Genomic DNA, 21,449 nt, shown 5'->3' with positions numbered 1-21,449 from the left:
CACAGTCGGGTCAATGCGAGAGTGCGCTGGTAATAGCGATGGTTGACGGGAATCCGGTGAGAGTCCGGAGCGGTCGCGCCACTGTGATCGAGGCACACCCTCGACAGCCAGATACCGGGGCCATCGCATGGGCTTTTTAAGGGACGCGGAATCCCAGGAGGAACCATGGCACTCGTACACAATCCCAGCACGGCGACCGATTCTGTCGGCATCGCGATGATCATCGCGGGCGTTGTCCTGCTCGCGATGCTGACCCTCTACCTGGTCGGCTTCGACCAGGGTGCGGTCTCGCGTACCGGTATGTACATGCACGAACTGATGCATGACGGTCGGCACCTGCTGGGCCTGCCGTGCCACTGACAGGAACCTTCACGAACCTCCTCATCCGCGGCCTGCTGGCCGGCCTCGTCGCCGGACTGCTCGCCGGTGCCGTCGCATTCGTGATCGGCGAGCCGCACATCAACGCGGCCATCGCGATCGAGGAGGCGGCCTCCGCCCCGGCGGAGGAGCACACCCACGACGCCGCCACGACGGACGAGCACCCGCACGACTCTGGCGGCGCGGCAGAGGAAGGCCACTCGCACGGCGACGATGCCCTCGTCAGCCGCGACGGGCAGCGGGCCGGACTGTTCCTCGCGACCAGCCTCGCGGGTCTGGCCCTCGGCGCGATCTTCGCAGCTGTCGCCCACTACGCACGCCGGGTGACGGCACTGTCGGGTCCGGTGCTGGCCCTTGCGCTGGCCGGTCTGGGTTGGCTGGCGATCGAGGCGGTGCCGTTCTTCAAGTACCCGGCGAACCCGCCCGCGGTCGGCGACCCGGACACCATCAACCAGCGCACCTGGCTGTGGCTGGCGTCGGTGGTGCTCGGCCTGTTCGCGGTGGCGGTCGCCGCATACGTCGCGCGCCTCGTCGCCTCGACCGGGTACCTGTCGGTGCAGGTCGCGGCGCCGCTGCTGGCATTCCTGGCGATCGTCGCGATCGGCTACGTCGTGCTGCCCGGTATCAACGAGGTCGGCGATGATTTCCCCGCGACGCTGCTGTGGGAGTTCCGCATCTCGTCGCTGGCGATCCAGGCGACGCTGTGGCTGGCGCTCGGCCTCGGGTTCGCGTTCCTCACCGAGCGCGCCGCGAAGGCGAGCTCCCGGTCGGAGGCGCTGACCACCCGCTGACGGTCACCACTCGAGCGAAGCGGTGGAGCCCGGTGCATTGCATCGGAATCCACCGCTTCTCTCGTTGTGCCGCAGCGCCGACCGATACCGTGGGGTGAGCGAGGATTCACGCCACAGGGTGATGCCCTGCGCCGCACCAGGGCGGCACGCTCGGAAACCATGACCACCACCGAGATCCGCACCCGCCCGCCACGTCAGGTGGAGCTCTCCTTCACCCTGCTCTGCGTCGCACTGCTCGCCGGCATCGTCGAGGCGATCCTCCAGGCCGCTCGCGCACTGGAAGAGGGCGCCGCAAGTCCGTCCGCGGTAGCGGCCCAGGGCGCGGTCCGGCTGGCGATCTACGGCGCCGTGTACGCGCTCGCCATTGCGATGCAGCGCGGCTCGAACCCCGCCCGGCTGACCCTGCTGATCGGCCTCGGGACGGTGGGGATCGGGTCGCTGGTCGTCGAACCGGCGGCCTGGCTGTTGTCGGCGAACGGATTCGACCTCGCGGACCTCACGGTCGCGTCGACCCTCATCGCCCTGGCGCGGACAGTCCACGTGATCGCGGTGGTCGCCGGGCTGGGCCTGCTGCTGGGCGCGGACGCCCGGCGGTACTTCGCGCGCGGCTAGACCGCGCAGGAGTCGTCGGCGCAGCTGCCTGCATCGTCGCCGAGCGTGACGATCGCCCCTGACTGCGCGTAGGCCTGCTCGAGCAGCTGGGTGAACACCTCGACGGGCTGCGCACCCGAGACGCCGATCGCCCGGTTGGCCGCGAAGAACGGCACGCCGGTGACTCCGAGCAGGCGTGCCTCCTCGAGGTCCTCGCGCACCTGATCGGCCGCGGCGTCGGTCTCGAGCGCGGCGCGGATAGCGGTCGCATCGAGCCCGGTCTCGGCGGCGATCGCGACCAGTTCGTCGCGGTCGTCCACCACCCGGCCGTCGGTGAAGTGGGCGCGGAACAGCGCCTCCATCACGTCCTGGCCCCGGTCCCCCGCGAGGTGGACCAGCCGGTGGGCGTCGAAGGTGTTCGCGGCGATCACGGTGTCGAAGTCCATCGTCAGTCCGTCGGCCGCCGCGGTGGACGCGACGTGGGCGAACATCTGCCTGATCTGATCGGCAGGCAGGCCCTTGTGCCGGGCCAGCGCCTCGAGCTCGCTGACCCTGGCACCGACCGGCGTCTCGGGGGCCAGCTGGTAGGAACGCCACACCACCCGCACCCGGTCACGGTGCTCGAACTTCTCCAGCGCGGCCGCGAAGCGGCTCTTACCGATGTAGCACCACGGGCAGGCGATGTCCGACCAGACCTCCATCACCACGGCGGGCTCGGCGGCGGATTCGGGCTGGCTGTTCGTTTCGAGGCTCACGGATGGTTGAAACGTCCACCATCGCGTTTCTGTTCCTGGCTCCTAGGTGACCAGCGCCGCATCGAGGGTGATCGGGACCCCGGTCAGTGCCTTGCTCACCGGGCAGGTCTGCTTGGCTGCCTGCGCCGCCGCGGCGAACCCGTCCGCGTCGAGCCCGTCGACCTCGCCGCGGACGGTGAGCGCGATCCCGGTCAGCTTGAATCCCGGGTCGTCGGGGCCGAGCGTCACGTCAGCGGTGATCTCCAGGCTCTGCGGGGTTCCGCCCGCCTCCGCGATCAACGCGGAGAGCTGCATGGCGTAGCAGGACGAGTGCGCCGCGGCGATCAACTCCTCCGGGCTCGTGGTCCCGCCCGCGTCCTCGGCGGCACGCTTGGGGAACGAGACCTCGAAGGTGCCCGCGCCGGAACTGCTGAGTTCGACCTGACCGGACCCGTCCTGCAGGGTGCCGTTCCAGGCGGTGCGGGAGGTGCGTGTCGGCATGGGTTTTCCTTCCATCGAGCGTGAGTGCGGTCAGGACCAGTGTTCCCGTGTTCGCGCCCCGGGGACACCCGAATCCGGCACACCGGCCGCAGGCGTCACCGCACGTCGCAGGACTGCTCCGCGGCGTTGTCCGTCTCGTGGTACTGCGCCAACAGCGTTCGTTCCTCGTCGCGCTTCGGGAAAGCGAAAAATACGAGGGCGGCGCCGACCAGCACGATGAGGATCGCCGCCGCGTAGGCCTTGGTGTCGCCGTCGAGGAAGGCCGTGCGCGCCGCGTTCATGATCGGCTCCGCGTACTGCGGATACCGCTCGGCGATGTCCGCGGCACCCGCGAAGGACTTCTCCAGGGCGGACTCCACCTCCGAGCTGACCTGATCCGACTCGGGCGACGAGGCGATGGCCGCGGCGAAGGAGGCCGTGTACCCGGCGGTGAGCAGTGCGCCGAGCACGGACTGGACGATGGCGCCGCCGAGGTCACGCTGCAGATCCGCCGTGCCAGAGGCCATTCCGGCCCTTGACACCGGCACCGAGCCGGTCAGCGACCGGGACGCAGGCGTGCCGGCAAGACCGACACCGATGCCGAGGAAGATGTAGCCGAGCGCGATCTTCCAGTACTGCGCGTCCTCCTTCCACAGCAGCAGCGCCACCAGCAGTCCCGCCACGATCGCCACGTACCCGAGCAACAGGGTGAACCTGGCGCCGTGGGACTCGACCAGCTTTGCCGACTGCGGCGCCACCAGGATCATCACCGCGGCGGCGGGCAGGCCCGCCGACCCCGCCGCGAGCGTGGAATACCCCAGCACGTTCTGCATGAACTGCTGGCCGATGTACATCGTGCCCATCAGCGTCCCGAACACCACGATGCCCGCGACCGCCGCCACCCAGAAGATCCGGCGACGCGCCACACGGAGATCGAAAAGCGGTGCGGGAGCCCTCAGTTGACGCCAGAAGAACACGACCCCGGCGGCGAGTGCGATCGACAGCAGACCCAGCGCGGTGGCACCCATCCCGTCCACGGGCGCGAAGTTGATGCCGAGCACGAGGGCGGCGACGAGCACAACGGAGACCATTCCACCGAGGTGGTCGACCGGATCCGTCGACTCGTTCACGTGGCTGGGCACGAAGACGACCGAGAGCCCGAGTGCGATCAGCGCGAGGGGCAGCGTGATGAAGAAGACCGAGCCCCACTCGAACCATTGCAACAACGCACCTGAGGCGAGCGGCCCGAGCGCCGAGATGCCACCACCGATCGCCGACCACAGCGCGATCGCCTTGGTACGCGCCGCCCCGGACCACAGCGCTGTGATCAGCGCCAGCGTGGTCGGGAACGCCAGCCCCGCGCTGATGCCGCCGAACAGCCGGGCCGCGAACAGCACCTCGAAGTTGGGTGCGAACGCGGCGATCAGGCTGGCGGGCACCGAGAGCGCCATGCCGAGGACCAGCATCGTCTTGCGCCCGTACCGGTCGCCGAGTGCGCCCAGGTACAGCACGGATGCGGCCAGCCCGACCGAGTAGCCGACCGCGATCAGGTTGAGCTGGGTCTGGCTGGCGTCGAAGGCTTTCCCGATGTCCGGCAGCGCGACGTTGGCCACCGCCAGGTTCAGGTTCGCGACGGCGGCGACGATGATCAGCGACAGCAGGACGAGCCGCGGCCGTGCGGGCTGGTCTCCGAGAGTTGTGGTTGCCACGCGCCCAGTTCACACCATCGAGAGCCCGCCGGTGCGATTTGCGGGCCGTGGCGCGGTCGTCATTCCGGAAGAAAACGGGAGATCGGCCTTGCCCGTCGGTGTAATCTCAGAAGGCCGCGACACTGCGATCGAGGTTCAGCTCCCCGACCGCGAGAACACGCCGACCTTCGTATGGAACCACGGGACGTCCCGTTACCAGGAGGAACCATGGCAGTAGTCCATTCACCAAGCGGGACAGCGGAATCACTGGGTGCGATCGTCCTCACCGTCGGCGTGATCCTGCTCGCGTTGCTCACCCTCTACCTGGTCGGATTCGACCAGGGGGTGATCTCCCGCTCCGGCATGTACATGCACGAACTGATGCACGACGGCAGGCACCTGCTCGGCCTGCCCTGCCACTAGCCGGACCGGAGAGCGCGACCCACCGGTTCGGACACCCCGGCCCTCGCCCCTGACGATCGGCCGAAGGCTCGACGAACGACGGAGATCTCGATGAGTTCACCGAACAGTTTCGACGCGCTGCAGACCCGCGTCGCAGATATCGCACCGGTCTATCGCAATCCGCTCGACTCGCCCTACGAGATCTCCAACGAGATGTTCGCGGCGTTGCGGCATGTCCTCCACGACGTCGGCGGCCAACCCGACCTGCCGATCGAGTACAAGGAGAAGGACGAAGAGCCATGGGAGATGCGCACCTACGTCACCTGTGAATGTCTGGGCTGGCGCGGCGTGTGGAATTCCGAGGAGCGACGCCGGGCCGAGAACGACCTCGGCGCGACGCTCTACTTCGGACTCCCCTACTACGCCCGATGGGCCACCGTCGCCGCGAAGACACTGATCAATAAGGGCCTGGTCACCCCGGACGAACTGTCGGCCAAGCTGGACGAGGTGCGGGCACGGATGGGGGCGGCGTCATGACGAAGTTCCAGATCGGGGACCGCGTGACCGTCCGGGACGCGACCTCGATGTTCCACACCAGGACCCAGGCGTACACCCGCGGCCGGACCGGCGTCGTGGTCGAACACCGCCCGGAGTGGGTGATCCCCGAGGACGAGGCGTGGGGACGCGAGGACGGTCGCAAGGAACCCTTCTACGTCGTGCGGTTCCTACAGCGCGACCTCTGGCCGAAGTACACCGGATTCGACGCCGACACCCTCGAGACCGAGTGCTCGGAGCGGTGGCTGGAACCCGCCGAGGAGGAGCCGAAGTGAGCCAGACACACGACGATCACCACGCACCGATCCAGGAATCGGGTGAGATCAGCGAGTTCGAGATCCTCGAGACCGCAGTCCGGGAACTGGCCATCGAGAAGGGCTTGTTCTCGGCGGAGGATCACCGCCGCTTCTCGGAGTGGGCCGAGTCCGTCGGCCCCGCAGGCGGATCGCGGCTGGTGGCCAAGGCGTGGACGGACCCCGAGTTCAAGGCGCGACTGCTCGCCGACGGTACCGAGACCTGCAAGGAGGTCGGTATCGACTGGCGGGATCCGACCGGGTCGGGAACCCCGAGCGACTACACGTACTTCTACGTCCTCGAGAACACCCCGACGGTGCACAACGTGATCGTCTGCACCCTGTGTTCCTGCTACCCGCGGCCGGTGCTCGGCATGTCGCCGGACTGGTACCGCACCCCCAACTACCGCAGGCGCCTGGTCCGCTGGCCACGAGAGGTGCTCGCGGAGTTCGGGTTACACATGCCGCCCGAGGTCGAGGTGCGGGTGCACGACTCCAACCAGAAGTCGCGGTTCATGGTGATGCCGATGCGGCCCGAGGGCACCGAGGGGTGGACCGAGGAACAGCTCGCCGCCATCGTCACCCGCGACACCATGATCGGGGTCGCGCTGCCCCAGGTCGACTGGACCGCCTCCGAGGCCCCGTCGAAGGTGGGTGCGTGATGAGCGAGGGATACCGGGTGCTCTTCGACACGCTCGCGCCCGGATCGCGGCGCGAGTCGATCCTGCCCGAGCTGGACGGGAAGCCGGCGCCGTGGGAGTCGAGCATGCAGGCCACCTGCGAGTGCCTGTCCTGGCGGGGTGCGCTGGACAACCTGGAGCGCCGCGAGGCCGAGGACGAACTCGGCGAGACCATCTACCTCGACTTCCCGGTCCGTGCCCGCTCGGCCGTGGTGACCGCGCACGCGCTGATCGACCTGGGTGTCATCGACGAGGAGGAACTTCGGGCGAAGATGAAGTCGGTGCGGGAGCGCTTCGAGCGCGAGTGACGGTACGCCGCGGGGCGATCCGTCGCCCGGCCGTGAACCGGAAGCGGCGCCCGTGACAAATGGGCATGTGGACACTGATGCACTCCGCGATGAACCTGTTCCGCGGGACAACGAGCTGATCGCCCGGTCGCTTACGGATCCGGACGCCTTCGCGGGGATCTTCGATCGTCACTTCGGGACGATTCACCGCTACCTGGCCCGTCGGGCCGGGCCGGATGCGGCGGACGACCTCGCCTCGGACGTGTTCGTGGTCGCGTTCGGTCGTCGGGCAGATTTCGACCCGTCCTACGAGCATTCGCTGCCCTGGCTGTACGGCATCGCGGGCAACCTGCTGAGTTCGAATCGTCGTCGCCTCCACCGGGACGTCGCCCTGCTCGCCCGTCACCCGGCGCCCGATAGCCCGTTGCCCTTCGAGGACCGGGTGAACGCCTCGCTCGATGCCAGGCGCGAGGTGCGGGCACTCGAGCGGCGGCTGCGGCGGCTGTCGCAGGCAGATCTCGACACCTTGTTGCTCTACTCATGGGAAGACCTCAGCTATCCCGAGATCGCAGTGGCACTGCAGATCCCGGTCGGAACCGTGCGTTCCCGCCTGAACCGGCTCCGCCGCAAGCTGCGCGAACCGGAAGCCGACGAACTCACAAGAACGAGACGACAGCAGGCCGAACCGGGGCAAGGAGATGGACATGGGTGACTTCGCGGAGATCCGTGGCCGGCGACCCGAGTCGCAGCCGCCCCGAGATGAGGTCGTCCTCCGAGCGAGACGGAACCTGATGCGCACCATAGAAAGCAGTACGTCCACGCAGCCGCCTGCCTCTGATACCACCGGCGCACCCAACACCACTGTCGTCGCCCTCGACACGCGCCGCCGACGGACACGGCGCGTGTTGGCTGGTGTGGGTGCCGCCTGTGTCGCCGCCGCGGCGATAGCCTTCGGCGTAGGACACGACGGACTGGTCGGCCACGAACAGACTCAGGTCGTCGCCGCGGGCCCGCAGTTCACGTTGCGGCACACGGCGACCCTGATCGCGGCGACGTCCACGCCGGTCGGACCCGGGTCGATCCGGCACCTGCGGTTCACCAATCTCACCGACGAGGGGCAGCCGACCTACGACACCTTCGTGCGCCCGGACGGCACCGCGCTCGTCGGCCCGGCGGGTGGGGTCCTCGAAGAAACGTCCGGGTACCGGACGCGCGCCCAGCTGGACGGCCTTCCCGCCGACCCTGATCAGCTGCGGACACGGATGCTGAGCCTGGCGCACGAGCTGGGGCTGGGGTATGCCGACGAGGCCCCGGACAGGGCGCTGTACAGGTTGGCGACCGATCTGCTTCCTGACCCCGCAGTCACCTCCGAGGTCAAGGCCGGGATCTACCGGGTCCTGGCCGATCTCGACCTCGAGGCGATCAGGGCACGCGATCTCGGTGTCGGCATGGATCGAACCGGGCGGCCCGGCTACGTCCTCGAGTTCACCTTCGAGGAGGGTTACGTCGACCGGATGGTGATCGACAGTGGAACCGGAGCGCTGATGAGCGTCGAGACCCTCGACCGAGACGGGAAGCTCTTCGGCGGCCAGGTCTACGTCTTTGCCGAAATGCTCGAAAAGATGCCACAGACAGCATGACCCCACGCCACTCGGCGCTCGGACGCCGTCGCTTCCTCGCGCACCGGTCAGCCCGCTACGGGAGGGGGGAATGCGACGTGCGCCTCCGGTCAGCCGACCTGGTACGTGCCCATGCCCTTGGCCACCAGCGTGCCTCCGCCGGTGGTCACGATGTCCACGGTGCAGTTGCTCAGGCGGCGGCCCTGCCGTACGCGCGTTCCGATGATGTCGACGTCCTCCGCGAACGCAGGCTCGAGGAACTCGACGGACATGGAAACCGTGACGCCCCGCAGCTTTTCGGGGACCCTCGGCCCTGCCCACGCCGCGGCCATGATGCCGATGTCGATGCACGCGGCGAGCGCGCCGCCGTGGACCATCTCGCCGACGGTGACCAGGTTGTCGCGGAAGGGCATGCGCAGGCGTGCGTGATCGTCGCCGATGTCGACGAGCTCGATACCGAGGTGTTGCACGAAGGGCGAGTGCGGGAGGAACAGCCGCATCGCCTCGGACCCCGTGGTGGGTGCCTGGATTGTTTCCTCGGACATGACCTCACCTCTCAATCAGAGTTTGACTACGTTTTCGGAACTGTACTACGGTTTCTGACATGAGCCTAGACCCGCCGGCGGACCGCAGGCGCCGCCGCACACACACGGCGGTCCTCGACGCCGCCGAGCTGCTGTTCACCCGGGACGGCTACCGCGCGACGAGCGTCGATGCCCTGGCGAACCAGGCCGATGTCGCACTCAGCTCCATCTACGCGAACTTCCCCGGCGGCAAGGCCGACGTGTACGCCGCGCTCGCCTGCCGCACGGCGGCCGAACACGCGCAGGGCATGCGAGAGGCGCTGACCGGCACCACCGCGGAGGACCGTCTCCTGGTGGCTTTCGATGCGTACGTGTCGTTCCATCGCTCCCGACCGCTGGCCTTCCGGATCCTCGGCCTGACGGACGTCGACGACCGGGATTCCGAGGTCGTGGCACAGGCCCGAGCGCGCATCGACGCGACGCTGATCGGGATCACCCGCGAACTGGTGGAGGCGATCGGCCCCGCCGTCCCCGACACCGAGGAGATCGTGCTGCTGGCGTGGGCGACCGTCAACGGCGTGCTCAGCCTCGAGCATCGCCGCACGATCTCCCGAGACAGCGCGGATTCGCTCATCGAGATGGCACGGGCGGACGGCGCCCGCAGATTGAAGGAGTCAGCACATGCTCAGGGGTGAACTGGGCCGGGCCGATCGGCTCCGGGTCGTGTTGCAGGCGGCCGCCATCCAGACCCGTGCGCTGCCAAGCCAATTGGCGGGAGTGGCGAAGTCCGGCCCGGCGGCACCGCCGCTGGTCGACCCGCCCGATTCCGACCTGGCCAGGGAGGCCCTCGAGCACGCCAGCGAGGTGCTCAGCCCGGCGATCCTCGCGCACAGCCTGCGGTGCTGGCAGTGGGCCATGCGATTTCGCGCGGTGGACGGACTCGAACCCGACCCCGAGGCGCTGTTCGTCGCGTGCGTCCTGCACGACACGGCGCTCGGCGCCCCCGCCGATGCGCACGTCGGCTGCTTCGCACTTCTGGGGGCCGAGGAGGCCAGGCGGTTCGTGGCCGCCCGCGGCGCCCCCGCCTCGGCGGAGACGGTGGCCACCGCGATCGCACGCCACATGGACCCGCGCACGCCGACCGGGCACGGCCCCGAGGCCGCCCTGCTGCACGACGCCGCCCACCTCGACGTCGCCGGGTATCGGGTTCGGGACCTGCCGCCGGAGGTTCTGCGCACCGTCGTCGCGGCACTCCCCCGCGACGGGCTCGGCGCGGAGTTCGGCGCGCTCGCCCGGCACGAGAGCCGGGTCAGGCCCCGATCGACGATGGCGGTGCTGTGGCGCGGCGGGATGCGGATCCCGCTGCGCCTCAACCCCCTCGACCGGCTCGGAGATCACTGACCGCACCGACGGCATAGCGTGCTGTCCATGTCCACCGATGACGATCCGACCATCCCGCCGCCGGTCGGCGGTGTCGCCCGGATCGCGATGCTGGCGCGCGCCGCCCATCGCAGGCGGCGTCGGCGGCGCGGGCCGACCCTGGTCGGCATCGACGGTCCCGCGGGCGGCGGGAAGTCCACCTTGGCCGGGCGGGTCGCCGCGGCACTGGACGAGGCGCCGGTCGTCCGGATGGACGACCTGTACCCCGGCTGGGACGGACTCGCCGGGGCCGTTCCCCGGCTCGTCCGGTGGGTCCTCTCCCCCGCCGAGCACGGCCGGGTCCCGCGCTATCGGCGCTACGACTGGCATCGAGGCGGATACGAGGAGTGGCGCGCGGTCCGCCGCCACCGATACCTGATCGTCGAGGGCGCGGGCGCGACCAGCGGGCGGGCCCGGGGGTACTACGCCGTGCGGGTGTGGGTCGACGCCGACCCGGGCGAACGGATGCGGCGCGCCCTGCTGCGCGACGGCGACATGTTCCGGCCGCACTGGGCCCGCTGGGCCCGACAGGAGGCGGCGCTGTTCGGGGCGGACCGGACGCGGCGGGCCGCCCACATCGTCGTCATCACGAGTTCGATTCTCCCGGACGATGATCGACCGTGCCAGGGCGTGCCCTAGGCCCACGGTAGGAGACCGGACGGACCGAGATCAGTTCCTGGGTGGATGCTGCCGGCCGAGCGCCTGCGCGAGGCTGGGCCGGTCGGTCTCCCGAAAGAAGGTCCCGCGTGTTCCCACGCCTGCCCGATCGCACCGCGTCGTTCGTCTACATCGCCCTCGTCCTGGCGGTCGCACTCGGCACCGCGAACATCGCCGAGGGTTTGCTGCTCGCGGTCTCGCCGCTGCTGACGGTGCTGGTCATGATGCTGGTCGTCACCCGCGAGGGCTACCGCCGCGCCGGGTGGCACCCGCTGGGCATGACCCGCCTCGGACTGCGGTACTGGCCCTACGCGCTCCTGGCGACCGCGGGGGTGTCGGCACTCGCGATCGTCGGCGTCGTGCTGGCGGGCGCCGGGAGCCTCACCGCCCCTTCGGGAGACTGGCTGCAGTCCTCGCTCGTCCTCTGCGTCACCGGGCCGATCCTCGCGTTCGCCGAGGAGATCGGCTGGCGGGGATACCTGCAGCCGCGCCTGGAGTTCCTCGGCGAGCGGTGGGCCATGTTCGTGGTCGGCGTCGTGTGGATCTGCTGGCACCTCCCGTACATCCTGCTGACGCCCTACTACCACGCCAAGGGACAGCGCGCCCTGGTGCTGATCCTGTTCGGCGGCACCGTGGTCGCGTTCTCGTTCCTGTTCGGGTACCTGCGCATTCGCTCCGGCAGCGTGTGGCCGGCCGTCCTCGCGCACTTCGCGCACAACGCCTCGTTCGCCGTTCTCGCCACCTACGCGATCACCACCGACAGTCCCGTCGTCGTCAACGAGTACCTCGCCGGGGACACCGGCCTGTTCGTGCTGGTCGGCACCGCGGCCTTCGCCATCGCGCTCGCGCGACGCGGGGCCACCGTTGGCGGTGATCCGGTGGAGCTCTCGCCCCAGACGCCCGAGCGTGGATGACCACTCCGGGCATTCGCCTACGCCGCTGCACCCGTCCACGAACGCAGCGCCGTTCGCCACCCGTCGTCGCCCGCCGCGGTCCCGGCCCAGGCGATGTATCCGTCGGGGCGCACCAGCAGTTCGGGGCCGGCATCGGCCCGTTCGACCTGGAGAACGTCGGTGTCGCGGCGGGCCGCGCCGCGCCGACGGACGAGCACGAATCCCGGGGAGCGTTGCACCTCGGTCAGTCGCCCCCGCCGTAGCGGCACCTCGGCGGCGCGGGTGCCGACGAGGGAGTGCTGCCCGCGACCGTGGCGATAGCGCAGGGTGACGCCGGAGAAGGCGCCAGCGATCAGGTTCGAGATCGGCCGGATCCCGAGCATCCTCGGGACAAAGAAGTCGCGGGCCCACCGCGCCGGGGCCGGCTTCAGCGTCACCGCCCGCATCAACGCGCCGCTCTGGAACAGCACGCGGCGGCCGATCGGGTGTCGCTCGGATTGGTAGGTGTCGAGGATCGCGTCGTCGGCGCCGCCGAGAGCGAGGTCGAGCTTCCAGGCGAGGTTGGCGCCGTCCTGGATGCCGGTGTTCATGCCCTGGCCGCCCATCGGCGAATGGACGTGGGCGGCGTCGCCTGCGAGGAACACGCGTCCGTGTCGATAGTTCTCGACCTGCCGCTCGTCACAGTGGAACCGAGACCGCCAGCTGATCTCGCCTAGCCCGACCGCACGGCCGAGAGTCCGGTCGAGGACCCCCTCGACCTCGCCGGGCTCCACCGCGGCGCTGTCCGGGAGCCGATGGTCGCGGTCCCAGGTCACGGACCGATACCAGCCGTCGTCGCCGTACGGCACGAGGAATGCGAACTCATCGGCGGTGCTGCCGAGAAGGGGCCCGCGGCCCCCTGGGCCGTTCGCGAGACGGACATCCGCGAGGACGACGGACTCCAGGACCGTCTTGCCGGGGAACGGGACACCGAGCAACTCGCGGACGGTGCTGTGCGCGCCGTCGGCGCCGACGACGTAGCGGGCCCGCCAGGCTCGGGTGGCGCCGCCGCCCTTGGGTTTTGCGGTGACGGTGACACCATCGGATTCCTGCTCCAGGCCGACGACTTCGGTACCCCGGTGGATGGTGGCACCCTGCGCACTGGCGTACCGCAGCAGCGCCCCGTCCACGTTGGTCTGCGGAGTGATCAGGGCGTACCGGTATCGCGACGGCAGTCGCGTCAGGTCGAGCGTCGCGCCGCCGAACAGGTGCACCTCGGCAATCGTGGTGCCCATGGCGAGCAGACCGTCCGCCAGATCGCGGCTGTCGAGTACCTCGAGCGTGCGGGCCATCGTCGCGAAAGCCCGGCTGGACGGATTGATCTGCGGCCAGCGCTCCAGGACGGCGACCTCGCGGCCGGCGCGGGACAGATCGCCCGCGATGGTCAGACCGGTCGGGCCACCGCCGACCACGACCACATCGACGTTTTCCATGACCTCACACTCCCGCTATGTCACCGAGTGTTGACATAAACGCTACGCCGCCCCTGCCGGTAAGTCCACGGTCGGTGACATAGCGGATCGTGCGGGATAGGTTCGGGGGCATGAGCGGCACGCGCATCGGCGACACCGGACCGGCCCGGACCAGAAACGCCGAACAGACCCGCGCGGACATCCTCGCCGCGGCCAGGGCACGCTTCGCCGCGGACGGATTCGAGCGCACCACCCTGCGGGCCGTCGCGGCCGACGTGGGAATCGATCCCGCGCTGGTGATCCGCTACTTCGGCAGCAAGAAGGACCTGTTCGCGGCCGCGGCCCATGTCACGCTCGATTTCCCGGACCTGCGCGGCGTCCGACCCGACGGGCTGGCCGAGGTCCTGCTGCCCCGCTTCTTCGCCGTATGGGAGGGGCAGAGCACCTTCCTCGCTCTGCTGCGCTCGGCGATGACCAGCGAGAGCGCCGCGGCCACGATGAGAGCGGTCTTCGTCACCCAGGTGGCACCGGCGCTGTCGGTTGTCACCCCCGACGAACCCGCCCGTCGGATCGGCATGGTCGGGTCGTTCATCATCGGCCTGGCAACCGCCCGCTACGTGCTCGCCACCCCCGGCATCGCCGAGGCCAGCCACGCCGAGATCACGCGGTGGGCGGGCCCCGTCATCCAGCACCTCCTGACCGGTCCGGCACCGCACCCCGATGTTCGCCCCGACGACGGCTGATGGTCACCCGGCGCCCCTAGGTTCAGCCCTCATGCGCACTCACACAACCATGTTGACCGCGGCGGCCGCCGCGGTCCTCGCCGCCGCCGCGGCCGCTCCCGCCTCGGCCGCGCCGCCCGCGGCCCCGATCGTGAAGTCGTCCGCAACGCTGCCGGCCACCCCGCTCTCCGACGTGGAGCGGCAGATCACCGACGACCGGGGCGTAAACCTCGGCGGCATCGGCAGCGGCATCTTCCCGATCGGGGGCAACGAGTACTGGACCGTCACCGATCGCGGGCCCAACGGCGAGGTGAAGGTGGACGGCGCGGACCGACGTACCTTCGTCGTCCCTGAGTTCACCCCCGCGCTGGTCAGGATCCGGGTCCAGGGCGACCGGATCGCGGTGCTCGAGACGCTGCCGCTGACCACCCCGGCAGGCGCGCCCGTCACCGGCCTCTCGAACCTCCCCCGCGACGAGAAGCCGTACGCCGCCGATGCCGCGACGCTGCTTCCGTTGAACCCCAACGGACTCGACACCGAAGGCGTGGTCCGCACCCCGGACGGCCACTTCTGGCTGGTCGACGAGTACGGCCCCTCGATCGTCGAGGCCGACGCCATGGGCCGCGTCGTCGCCCGGCACGTGCCCGCGGGCCTCGAGGACGACTACACCACGGCCGGGGTCGCGTACCCGGTGACCGGCAGCCTCCCCGCCGGCCTGGCCGACAGGAAGGCCAACCGCGGCTTCGAGGACATCGCCCTGCTGCCGGACGGCCACACCGTCGCCGTCGCGCTGCAGAGTTCGGTCGTGGTCAGCGGCGACAAGGACCGCACCGTCACGGAGCTGCTCACCTTCGACACCGCGACCCGCACCACCGTGCACGAATTCGGGTACCAATTCGACGACCCGTCCACCTTCGCCGCAGGGACCAGGGGGCGCGACCTGAAGATCTCGGCGCTGATCCCGCTGTCGCAGACCCGGGTCCTCGTCGAGGAGCGCACCGACACCGAGGCCCGCTTCCACGCCGTCGACCTCGACCCGGGCCGCGCGCTGATCACCAGCGCCGACAAGACGCTGTTCGCAAACCTCGCGGGCGTGGCGGGCGTGCCCGGCAAGATCGAGGGCGCCGCACTGCGCGGAAACCGACTGATCCTGATCTCCGACAACGACTTCGGCTTCGACGGCACCCGCGCCTACGCCGCGGGCCAGGACGTCGCAGGCAGCGGCCTCGAGACCGTACTGGTCGAGGTCAAGGTCGACGACGGCGCCGGGTCCTCGGATCTGCCGTTCCCGATCACCCCGCTCTCCTGAGCCCGGTTCGGGGCGGGCACTCGAGACGGGTGTCCGCCCCGAACGGCACTCGCGGTCAACCGGATTCCGGCGCCGGACGGGCATCGATCATGTCGGGGTCGGTGCCGTAGCGGGTGACGGTCGCGGCGGCGCGATTGCGCAGTGAGGTGCGCAACCACTGCGGCGCAAGGGCTTCCGCATGCGTGGCGAGTTGCCACAGCGCCCATTCGGCGTGTCTCGAGTCTTGGAAGGTCACCTCCATGCGCAGCCAGCCGTCTGCGTCGGATTCCTCGGCGAGGACGGCCAACGCGGTGCCCACCAGGTCCTTCCGCCGAGTCGGGTCCACCCGTGCCAGCACGGCGACCTGTTCGCCGCCGGTCCGGAACTGCACGGCGCGTTCCTGCCAGGCCCGGTCCAGATCGACCCGGTCCGGTCGCTGTGCGGGCTCGGGGAGCTCCACGGCTGCCAGGACCCGGGACAGCCGGTAGGTGCGGTCCGCACCCGATCTCGTGGCCAGCAGGTAGCCCTGATCGCGTGCGGTCACCAGGCCGATCGGATCCACCGTTCGCCACTGTGGTGTCTGGCCGGCGGCCGCGTAGTGGATGCGCAGCTTGTGTCCGGCGAGCACCGCGCGGCGGACCTCGGCCACGATGCCGTCCGGCACCTCCTCGGCGACCAGCCGGCGGGAGAGGAGGTCGGCCCCTGGGTCGATGAGCAATCGCTGGGCCGCGCCGGTGGCGGTGTCCCGATAGTTCTCCGGTAGCGCGTCGACCACCTTGAGCATGGCCGAAGCGAGCGCCGAGCCTAGGCCGAATGCCTGTGCGCCGCGCCGTGATCCGGCGACCAGCAGGGCGAGCGCTTCGTCGTGGTTCAGTCCGGTGAGCTCGCTCTGGAAACCGGGCAACATCGCGAAGCCGCCGTGCCTGCCGCGCTCGGCGTAGACCGGGACGCCTGCCGCGGACAGCGCCTCGATGTCGCGCAGCACCGTCCGTGTCGACACCTCCAGCTCGCGGGCCAGCGTGGCCGCGGACAGCCGACCGTGCTGGCGCAGCAGCAGCACCAGCGAGACCAACCGGTCAGCTCGCATGCCGAAAATTATGGCAGCAATACATGACACAAGGTGTCGTGTATTGGCTGCGAAGCTGGCCGGCATGACAAAGAAGATGGCCACCGAGCCGATGGACGTACGCACTCTCGATGACTCGACCGGAGCCGATGGGGCAATGAAACGGGCAACGGTCAACCCGTGGACGTGGTCGGCGGAGCTGGGCTATAACCAAGGCGAGATCGTCTCCGGACACACCAGGACCCTGTACTGCTCCGGACAGACCGCGATGAGCGGCGAGGGCAGGCCCCAGCATGCCGGCGACATGGCCGCGCAGTTGGCGCTGAGCATCGACAACCTGGAGGCCGTCCTCGGCGAGGCGGGCATGTCCCTCGCGAACCTCGTCCGGCTCAACGTCTACACCACCGACGTCGATCTGCTCTTTCAGCACTACGGGCTGCTGGCGTCGCGGTTGGGCGCCGCCGGGGTGGCACCGACCACGACGATGCTCGGGGTGACGCGGCTGGCGATCCCCGACCTGATGGTCGAGCTCGAGGGGACCGCCGTCGCGTGATGTGACCTCGCCGCCTCCGACGGGCAGTGCTTTCCGCTCGAGACACGAAAACGCCCCGCGAGCTCTCGCTCGCGGGGCGTTTGTCGCAGGTGAACCTAGTCGGCGGAACCGCCCTCGACGGGGGCCTCGCCTGCACCCGCCAGCGCCTCCGCCGGCGAATCGGGCACCTTGACCGGCTTCGGGCTGCCGGTGAACGTGAACTTCGCGTCCTCGCCGGAGCTCTCGCCGTCCCAGCCCTCGACGTCGACCAGCACGATCTGGCCGGCACCGAGCTCGTTGAAGAGGATCTTCTCCGACAGCTGGTCCTCGATCTCGCGCTGGATGGTGCGACGCAGCGGCCGCGCACCCAGGACCGGATCGAACCCGCGCTTGGCGAGCAGCGACTTCGCCTGCTCGGTCAGCTCGATGTCCATGTCCTTGTTCTTCAGCTGCTTCTCGACGCGGCTGATCATCAGGTCCACCATCTGGATGATCTGATCCTTGGTCAGCTGGTGGAAGACGATGATGTCGTCGATGCGGTTGAGGAACTCGGGCCGGAAGTGCTTCTTGAGCTCGTCGTTGACCTTGAGCTTCATCCGCTCGTAGTTCGACTCGCTGCCCGTTCCGGACGAGAAGCCCAGCCCGACGGCCTTGGAGATGTCCGAGGTGCCCAGGTTCGAGGTGAAGATCAGCACGGTGTTCTTGAAGTCGACCGTGCGGCCCTGACCGTCGGTGAGACGGCCGTCCTCGAGCACCTGCAGGAGGGTGTTGTAGATCTCCTGGTGCGCCTTCTCGATCTCGTCGAACAGCACCACCGAGAACGGCTTGCGCCGGACCTTCTCGGTGAGCTGGCCGCCCTCCTCGTAGCCGACGTACCCGGGAGGGGCACCGAACAGCCGCGAGGCGGTGAAGCGGTCGTGGAACTCGCCCATGTCGATCTGGATGAGCGCGTCGTCGTCGCCGAACAGGAAGTTCGCGAGCGCCTTGGACAGCTCGGTCTTACCGACACCGGAGGGGCCGGCGAAGATGAACGATCCGGACGGACGCTTCGGGTCCTTCAGGCCGGCACGGGTGCGGCGGATCGCCTTGGAGACCGCCTTGACGGCGTCCTCCTGGCCGATGATCCGCTTGTGCAGCTCGTCCTCCATGCGGAGCAGACGGGTGGTCTCCTCCTCGGTGAGCTTGAACACCGGGATGCCGGTCCAGTTGCCCAGGACCTCGGCGATCTGCTCGTCGTCGACCTCGGCGATGACGTCCAGGTCGCCGGAACGCCACTGCTTCTCCCGCTCGGAGCGCTGGGCGACCAGCTGCTTCTCCTTGTCGCGGAGGTTCGCGGCCTTCTCGAAGTCCTGCGCGTCGATCGCGGACTCCTTCTCCCGCCGCGCGTCGGCGATCTTGTCGTCGAACTCGCGCAGGTCCGGCGGCGCGGTCATCCGGCGGATGCGCATCCGGGCGCCCGCCTCGTCGATGAGGTCGATCGCCTTGTCCGGCAGGAAGCGGTCGTTGATGTACCGGTCGGCCAGGGTGGCCGCGGCCACCAGTGCGCCGTCGGTGATCGAGACGCGGTGATGCGCCTCGTAGCGGTCCCGCAGACCCTTGAGGATCTCGATGGTGTGCTCGACCGTCGGCTCGCCGACCTGGACCGGCTGGAACCGGCGCTCGAGGGCGGCGTCCTTCTCGATGTACTTGCGGTACTCGTCGAGGGTGGTCGCACCGATGGTCTGCAGCTCACCGCGGGCCAGCTTGGGCTTCAGGATCGAGGCCGCGTCGATGGCACCCTCGGCCGCGCCCGCACCGACCAGCGTGTGCAGCTCGTCGATGAACAGGATGATGTCGCCGCGGGTGTTGATCTCCTTGAGCACCTTCTTCAGGCGCTCCTCGAAGTCACCGCGGTAGCGGCTGCCCGCGACCAGGGAACCCAGGTCGAGGGTGTACAGCTGCTTGTCCTTGAGCGTCTCCGGGACCTCGCCGTTGACGATGGCCTGCGCCAGGCCCTCGACGACGGCGGTCTTGCCGACGCCGGGCTCGCCGATCAGGACCGGGTTGTTCTTGGTCCGGCGGCTGAGCACCTGCATGACCCGCTCGATCTCCTTCGAGCGGCCGATGACCGGGTCGAGCTTGCCCTCGAGGGCGGCCTGGGTCAGGTTCCTGCCGAACTGGTCGAGGACCAGCGACGTCGACGGGGTGCCCGCCTCGCCGCGGGTGCCGCCCGATTCGGAGGGCTCCTTGCCCTGGTAGCCGGACAGCAGCTGGATGACCTGCTGACGGACCCTGTTCAGGTCCGCGCCCAGCTTGACCAGCACCTGGGCGGCCACGCCCTCGCCCTCACGGATGAGGCCGAGCAGGATGTGCTCGGTGCCGATGTAGTTGTGGCCGAGCTGCAGCGCCTCGCGCAGGCTCAGCTCCAGCACCTTCTTGGCGCGCGGGGTGAAGGGGATGTGACCGGACGGGGCCTGCTGACCCTGGCCGATGATCTCTTCCACCTGGCTGCGCACGCCTTCAAGGGAGATACCCAACGACTCCAGCGACTTCGCCGCCACGCCCTCACCCTCGTGGATGAGGCCGAGCAGGATGTGCTCTGTGCCGATGTAGTTGTGGTTGAGCATCCGGGCCTCTTCTTGGGCCAGGACAACAACGCGCCGCGCGCGGTCGGTGAACCTCTCGAACATCGCTCTCCCTCACGTTCTTCTTGGGGTAGATCCCTACACGGAATCCACGAGCCGCACCTCTACTCTAGTGGCCAGTGGTACGACCTGCGCCGCCTCCATCCCATTCACTGCGGGACAGTGTGCCTGCTTACTGGTCCTAACGCAGCAGCCAGGGGTTTCGTTTCCGCTCTGCTCTACGCCAGCAGCGAACAGCGGCAGATGTCGACGTCACGGTCGCACACCTTTTCCCGAGATCGCACGGCGATTGGGCGCCCAACGCGTGTGCGACCGCGCCAAAAGGGGTGCGTCGCAGCTCGAACTCGAGCTCAGCCGGCGACGGGAGGCACGAACACGCACGGAACCTCGCGCTGATGCGCGGGGTCGAGCGCGTTGAGCACCATCGTCCGCGCGCGCCGTGCGCCCGCGATCGACAGGTGATCGGAGTAGTCCTGTTCGCAGCCGTCCTGCAGCACGATGTTGGTCGTCTGCGGGCCCGGCTCGATTCCGGAGGTGTACGGAACCACGATCTCGTCGTAGCGCGTGACGATGTTGGTGTACTCGATCCCGGGCACGTACAGGCCGCCGGACCGCATGTGGTCCACGAATCCCGAGCCGTGCATCATCTCGGGACAGGCCTTGCACGCGGGGAATCCCAGCTGGAACTCGTCGTCGACCCCCAACCCGCGCAGCGCGGCACCGAGGCTGAAGCCGTCGACTCCGTAGGTCCCGTCCCACGGCGGCGCCAACGACACGATCCGGCCGACCTTGGCCGCCCCGCCCCCGAACCTCGCGTAGTTGTTGGCCACCACGGTGCCCTGAGAGTGGCCGACCAGATCCACCTTGTCGGCCCCGGTCGTGGCGAGCACCCGGTCCACGAACGCCGCGAGCTGGTCGGTGCTCTGGTCGATGGGGAGCATGCCGCCGATCGCGCTCAGCGGCCACGGCAGATCGGCGAAGTTGCCGTAGGTGAGGGCAAAAACGCAGAAACCCTCGTTCGCCAGCATCGGCGCGTATGCGGCCCAGTTGTCCTGCCGATTGCCTGCGGTGCCGTGCACCAGAACGACGGGCGAGGGATGCTCCGCGGTCGGCCGGCACGACCAGTCGTTGCTGCCGGGTGCCGATCCGCCCGGATTGGTCAATTCCGGCAGAACGCCCGAAAGAAAGGTATCGGGTTCGGGGAGGGGCGCCGCGCCCGCGGCGACTGTGCCCCAGAACAAGGTGGCCGCCGAAATCAATGAACCGATCACAATTCGCCAGCGCATGGCACTCCCCTCGAGTTGCTCCCTCGTCCGCCCGCCCGATCGCGAGGCTAACAGCCCGTATGCGATGGGGCGGGCGAAACGAGAGCACAAACTCCAGGAAGATCAGTTGGCTTTGTTGTACGCCTCGGTGATTTCCGCCGAGATACGACCGCGGGCCGAAACCTTGTGGCCATTGCGCCGCGCCCACTCGCGAATCGCCGCACTCTGTTCGCGGTCGATCGCCACCCGACTCTTGCCGCCTGCCACCGCGGCCTTGGCACGCCGACGCCCGGTCGACCGTCGTGCGTGGGAAACCCAAACCTCAAGCTGCTCCCGCAGTTTTGCGGCATTCGCTGACGACAGGTCGATCTCGTAGGTGACGCCGTCGAGACCGAACTCGACCGTTTCGTCGGCGGCAGCCTCCTGGTCCACATCATCGATCAGGGTGACGGTGACCTTTTTCGCCATGGATCGAGTTTCCTTTCAATGAACTGCAATTTTGCGCTTCCC

26 protein-coding genes and 1 riboswitch are annotated in these 21,449 nt (G+C 69.1%); of the genes, 17 read left to right on the top strand and 9 right to left on the bottom strand.

Features of this window, described 5'->3' with window-relative positions; translation table 11 throughout:
* The first annotated feature begins 2 nt into the window (after positions 1-2).
* A riboswitch (cobalamin riboswitch) is annotated at positions 3-139 on the top strand.
* A 26-nt stretch (positions 140-165) separates the two neighbouring features.
* From BR31_RS0108100 to BR31_RS0108090, 3 genes are all read left to right on the top strand, one after another.
* Positions 166-360: a CbtB domain-containing protein gene (locus BR31_RS0108100; RefSeq protein ID WP_027500515.1), complete on the top strand. Its 195-nt coding sequence runs from the start codon at positions 166-168 to the stop codon at positions 358-360.
* Complete coding sequence (locus BR31_RS0108095; RefSeq protein WP_027500514.1) at positions 351-1,169, top strand: CbtA family protein; 819 nt, start codon at positions 351-353, stop codon at positions 1,167-1,169. The genes BR31_RS0108100 and BR31_RS0108095 overlap by 10 nt, the downstream gene beginning before the upstream one ends.
* A gap of 159 nt (positions 1,170-1,328) precedes the next feature.
* Entirely contained in the window at positions 1,329-1,781 is a 453-nt protein-coding gene (locus tag BR31_RS0108090) for a hypothetical protein (RefSeq protein ID WP_027500513.1), read from the top strand.
* On the opposite strand, the gene BR31_RS0108085 is transcribed toward BR31_RS0108090, so the two are convergent.
* The 3 genes from BR31_RS0108085 to BR31_RS0108075 form a co-directional block, all read right to left on the bottom strand.
* Positions 1,778-2,461 (bottom strand): DsbA family oxidoreductase, encoded by a 684-nt coding sequence (locus BR31_RS0108085; protein WP_081830376.1) that lies wholly within the window; start codon positions 2,459-2,461, stop codon positions 1,778-1,780. The genes BR31_RS0108090 and BR31_RS0108085 overlap by 4 nt on opposite strands.
* A gap of 96 nt (positions 2,462-2,557) precedes the next feature.
* Positions 2,558-2,995, bottom strand: coding sequence for an OsmC family peroxiredoxin (locus tag BR31_RS0108080; RefSeq protein WP_027500511.1), 438 nt, complete (start codon positions 2,993-2,995; stop codon positions 2,558-2,560).
* Between the two features lie 95 nt (positions 2,996-3,090).
* Positions 3,091-4,683, bottom strand: coding sequence for an MFS transporter (locus BR31_RS0108075; RefSeq protein WP_027500510.1), 1,593 nt, complete (start codon positions 4,681-4,683; stop codon positions 3,091-3,093).
* Positions 4,684-4,890: 207 nt separating this feature from the next.
* Between BR31_RS0108075 and BR31_RS0108070 the strand changes: the two genes are divergently transcribed.
* The 7 genes from BR31_RS0108070 (at position 4,891) to BR31_RS0108040 (ending at position 8,519) form a co-directional block, all read left to right on the top strand.
* On the top strand, positions 4,891-5,085 hold the full coding sequence (locus BR31_RS0108070; protein WP_027500509.1) for a CbtB domain-containing protein: 195 nt from the start codon (positions 4,891-4,893) through the stop codon (positions 5,083-5,085).
* 90 nt (positions 5,086-5,175) lie between these two features.
* Positions 5,176-5,601: an SH3-like domain-containing protein gene (locus BR31_RS32390; RefSeq protein ID WP_027500508.1), complete on the top strand. Its 426-nt coding sequence runs from the start codon at positions 5,176-5,178 to the stop codon at positions 5,599-5,601.
* Positions 5,598-5,894: an SH3-like domain-containing protein gene (locus BR31_RS32385; RefSeq protein WP_027500507.1), complete on the top strand. Its 297-nt coding sequence runs from the start codon at positions 5,598-5,600 to the stop codon at positions 5,892-5,894. The genes BR31_RS32390 and BR31_RS32385 overlap by 4 nt, the downstream gene beginning before the upstream one ends.
* A complete protein-coding gene (gene scnC / locus BR31_RS0108055; protein WP_027500506.1) occupies positions 5,891-6,574 on the top strand; it encodes a thiocyanate hydrolase subunit gamma in 684 nt (227 codons plus the stop codon). Before BR31_RS32385 ends, scnC begins: the two co-directional genes overlap by 4 nt.
* A complete protein-coding gene (locus BR31_RS0108050; protein ID WP_027500505.1) occupies positions 6,574-6,900 on the top strand; it encodes a hypothetical protein in 327 nt (108 codons plus the stop codon). Before scnC ends, BR31_RS0108050 begins: the two co-directional genes overlap by 1 nt.
* Before the next feature lie 67 nt (positions 6,901-6,967).
* Positions 6,968-7,591: an RNA polymerase sigma factor gene (locus BR31_RS27900; RefSeq protein WP_156042402.1), complete on the top strand. Its 624-nt coding sequence runs from the start codon at positions 6,968-6,970 to the stop codon at positions 7,589-7,591.
* A gap of 190 nt (positions 7,592-7,781) precedes the next feature.
* Positions 7,782-8,519 carry a hypothetical protein gene (locus BR31_RS0108040; protein ID WP_156042401.1) on the top strand — a complete coding sequence of 246 codons (738 nt, stop codon included), beginning with the start codon at positions 7,782-7,784 and terminating at the stop codon, positions 8,517-8,519.
* Between the two features lie 89 nt (positions 8,520-8,608).
* Here the strand turns inward: BR31_RS0108040 and BR31_RS0108035 are convergent, their stop codons facing one another.
* A complete protein-coding gene (locus BR31_RS0108035; RefSeq protein WP_027500503.1) occupies positions 8,609-9,043 on the bottom strand; it encodes a PaaI family thioesterase in 435 nt (144 codons plus the stop codon).
* 59 nt (positions 9,044-9,102) lie between these two features.
* On the opposite strand from BR31_RS0108035, the gene BR31_RS0108030 reads away from it, so the two are divergent.
* The 4 genes from BR31_RS0108030 (at position 9,103) to BR31_RS30520 (ending at position 12,012) form a co-directional block, all read left to right on the top strand.
* A complete protein-coding gene (locus BR31_RS0108030; protein WP_027500502.1) occupies positions 9,103-9,717 on the top strand; it encodes a TetR/AcrR family transcriptional regulator in 615 nt (204 codons plus the stop codon).
* On the top strand, positions 9,704-10,423 hold the full coding sequence (locus tag BR31_RS0108025; RefSeq protein ID WP_027500501.1) for an HD domain-containing protein: 720 nt from the start codon (positions 9,704-9,706) through the stop codon (positions 10,421-10,423). Before BR31_RS0108030 ends, BR31_RS0108025 begins: the two co-directional genes overlap by 14 nt.
* 27 nt (positions 10,424-10,450) lie before the next feature.
* Positions 10,451-11,080, top strand: a complete 630-nt coding sequence (locus BR31_RS27895; RefSeq protein WP_156042400.1) for a nucleoside/nucleotide kinase family protein — start codon at positions 10,451-10,453, stop codon at positions 11,078-11,080.
* Between the two features lie 107 nt (positions 11,081-11,187).
* On the top strand, positions 11,188-12,012 hold the full coding sequence (locus tag BR31_RS30520) for a CPBP family intramembrane glutamic endopeptidase (protein ID WP_027500500.1): 825 nt from the start codon (positions 11,188-11,190) through the stop codon (positions 12,010-12,012).
* Positions 12,013-12,029: 17 nt separating this feature from the next.
* Here the strand turns inward: BR31_RS30520 and BR31_RS27885 are convergent, their stop codons facing one another.
* On the bottom strand, positions 12,030-13,463 hold the full coding sequence (locus BR31_RS27885; RefSeq protein WP_037175891.1) for an FAD-dependent oxidoreductase: 1,434 nt from the start codon (positions 13,461-13,463) through the stop codon (positions 12,030-12,032).
* A 110-nt stretch (positions 13,464-13,573) separates the two neighbouring features.
* Between BR31_RS27885 and BR31_RS0108005 the strand changes: the two genes are divergently transcribed.
* Both BR31_RS0108005 and BR31_RS27880 read left to right on the top strand, forming a co-directional pair.
* Positions 13,574-14,185, top strand: coding sequence for a TetR/AcrR family transcriptional regulator (locus BR31_RS0108005; protein WP_051637067.1), 612 nt, complete (start codon positions 13,574-13,576; stop codon positions 14,183-14,185).
* Positions 14,186-14,216: 31 nt separating this feature from the next.
* Entirely contained in the window at positions 14,217-15,473 is a 1,257-nt protein-coding gene (locus BR31_RS27880; protein WP_051637066.1) for an esterase-like activity of phytase family protein, read from the top strand.
* A 55-nt stretch (positions 15,474-15,528) separates the two neighbouring features.
* Here BR31_RS27880 and BR31_RS27875 read toward each other — a convergent pair whose 3' ends face one another.
* Positions 15,529-16,539 (bottom strand): helix-turn-helix transcriptional regulator, encoded by a 1,011-nt coding sequence (locus BR31_RS27875; protein WP_051637065.1) that lies wholly within the window; start codon positions 16,537-16,539, stop codon positions 15,529-15,531.
* 136 nt (positions 16,540-16,675) lie between these two features.
* Between BR31_RS27875 and BR31_RS0107990 the strand changes: the two genes are divergently transcribed.
* Positions 16,676-17,071: a RidA family protein gene (locus BR31_RS0107990; RefSeq protein ID WP_027500498.1), complete on the top strand. Its 396-nt coding sequence runs from the start codon at positions 16,676-16,678 to the stop codon at positions 17,069-17,071.
* 95 nt (positions 17,072-17,166) lie between these two features.
* Here the strand turns inward: BR31_RS0107990 and BR31_RS0107985 are convergent, their stop codons facing one another.
* From BR31_RS0107985 to BR31_RS0107975, 3 genes are all read right to left on the bottom strand, one after another.
* Complete coding sequence (locus BR31_RS0107985) at positions 17,167-19,719, bottom strand: ATP-dependent Clp protease ATP-binding subunit (RefSeq protein ID WP_027500497.1); 2,553 nt, start codon at positions 19,717-19,719, stop codon at positions 17,167-17,169.
* Positions 19,720-20,024: 305 nt separating this feature from the next.
* Complete coding sequence (locus BR31_RS0107980; protein WP_027500496.1) at positions 20,025-20,960, bottom strand: esterase/lipase family protein; 936 nt, start codon at positions 20,958-20,960, stop codon at positions 20,025-20,027.
* Between the two features lie 102 nt (positions 20,961-21,062).
* The gene (locus BR31_RS0107975; protein WP_027500495.1) at positions 21,063-21,407 is read right to left on the bottom strand and encodes a histone-like nucleoid-structuring protein Lsr2; all 345 of its coding nucleotides are present in this window, start codon (positions 21,405-21,407) and stop codon (positions 21,063-21,065) included.
* Between the last annotated feature and the right edge of the window lie 42 nt (positions 21,408-21,449).

The sequence above is a fragment of the Rhodococcus sp. UNC363MFTsu5.1 genome (assembly GCF_000686785.1).
GTDB lineage: Bacteria > Actinomycetota > Actinomycetes > Mycobacteriales > Mycobacteriaceae > Rhodococcus_G > Rhodococcus_G maanshanensis.
Note: the sequence above shows the minus strand (reverse complement) of the source record. Positions and strands in the feature narration are given on the sequence as shown.

Bases quoted from the DNA above. Each gene is read 5' to 3' on its own strand.
- BR31_RS0108100 (WP_027500515.1), top strand. From the start codon at position 166: ATGGCACTCGTACACAATCCCAGCACGGCGACCGATTCTGTCGGCATC.
- BR31_RS0108090 (WP_027500513.1), top strand. From the start codon at position 1,329: ATGACCACCACCGAGATCCGCACCCGCCCGCCACGTCAGGTGGAGCTC.
- BR31_RS0108085 (WP_081830376.1), bottom strand. From the start codon at position 2,461: ATGGAGGTCTGGTCGGACATCGCCTGCCCGTGGTGCTACATCGGTAAG.
- BR31_RS0108080 (WP_027500511.1), bottom strand. From the start codon at position 2,995: ATGCCGACACGCACCTCCCGCACCGCCTGGAACGGCACCCTGCAGGAC.
- BR31_RS0108070 (WP_027500509.1), top strand. From the start codon at position 4,891: ATGGCAGTAGTCCATTCACCAAGCGGGACAGCGGAATCACTGGGTGCG.
- BR31_RS32390 (WP_027500508.1), top strand. From the start codon at position 5,176: ATGAGTTCACCGAACAGTTTCGACGCGCTGCAGACCCGCGTCGCAGAT.
- BR31_RS32385 (WP_027500507.1), top strand. From the start codon at position 5,598: ATGACGAAGTTCCAGATCGGGGACCGCGTGACCGTCCGGGACGCGACC.
- BR31_RS0108050 (WP_027500505.1), top strand. From the start codon at position 6,574: ATGAGCGAGGGATACCGGGTGCTCTTCGACACGCTCGCGCCCGGATCG.
- BR31_RS0108035 (WP_027500503.1), bottom strand. From the start codon at position 9,043: ATGTCCGAGGAAACAATCCAGGCACCCACCACGGGGTCCGAGGCGATG.
- BR31_RS0108030 (WP_027500502.1), top strand. From the start codon at position 9,103: ATGAGCCTAGACCCGCCGGCGGACCGCAGGCGCCGCCGCACACACACG.
- BR31_RS0108025 (WP_027500501.1), top strand. From the start codon at position 9,704: ATGCTCAGGGGTGAACTGGGCCGGGCCGATCGGCTCCGGGTCGTGTTG.
- BR31_RS27895 (WP_156042400.1), top strand. From the start codon at position 10,451: ATGTCCACCGATGACGATCCGACCATCCCGCCGCCGGTCGGCGGTGTC.
- BR31_RS27885 (WP_037175891.1), bottom strand. From the start codon at position 13,463: ATGGAAAACGTCGATGTGGTCGTGGTCGGCGGTGGCCCGACCGGTCTG.
- BR31_RS0108005 (WP_051637067.1), top strand. From the start codon at position 13,574: ATGAGCGGCACGCGCATCGGCGACACCGGACCGGCCCGGACCAGAAAC.
- BR31_RS27880 (WP_051637066.1), top strand. From the start codon at position 14,217: ATGCGCACTCACACAACCATGTTGACCGCGGCGGCCGCCGCGGTCCTC.
- BR31_RS27875 (WP_051637065.1), bottom strand. From the start codon at position 16,539: ATGCGAGCTGACCGGTTGGTCTCGCTGGTGCTGCTGCTGCGCCAGCAC.
- BR31_RS0107990 (WP_027500498.1), top strand. From the start codon at position 16,676: ATGAAACGGGCAACGGTCAACCCGTGGACGTGGTCGGCGGAGCTGGGC.
- BR31_RS0107985 (WP_027500497.1), bottom strand. From the start codon at position 19,719: ATGTTCGAGAGGTTCACCGACCGCGCGCGGCGCGTTGTTGTCCTGGCC.
- BR31_RS0107980 (WP_027500496.1), bottom strand. From the start codon at position 20,960: ATGCGCTGGCGAATTGTGATCGGTTCATTGATTTCGGCGGCCACCTTG.
- BR31_RS0107975 (WP_027500495.1), bottom strand. From the start codon at position 21,407: ATGGCGAAAAAGGTCACCGTCACCCTGATCGATGATGTGGACCAGGAG.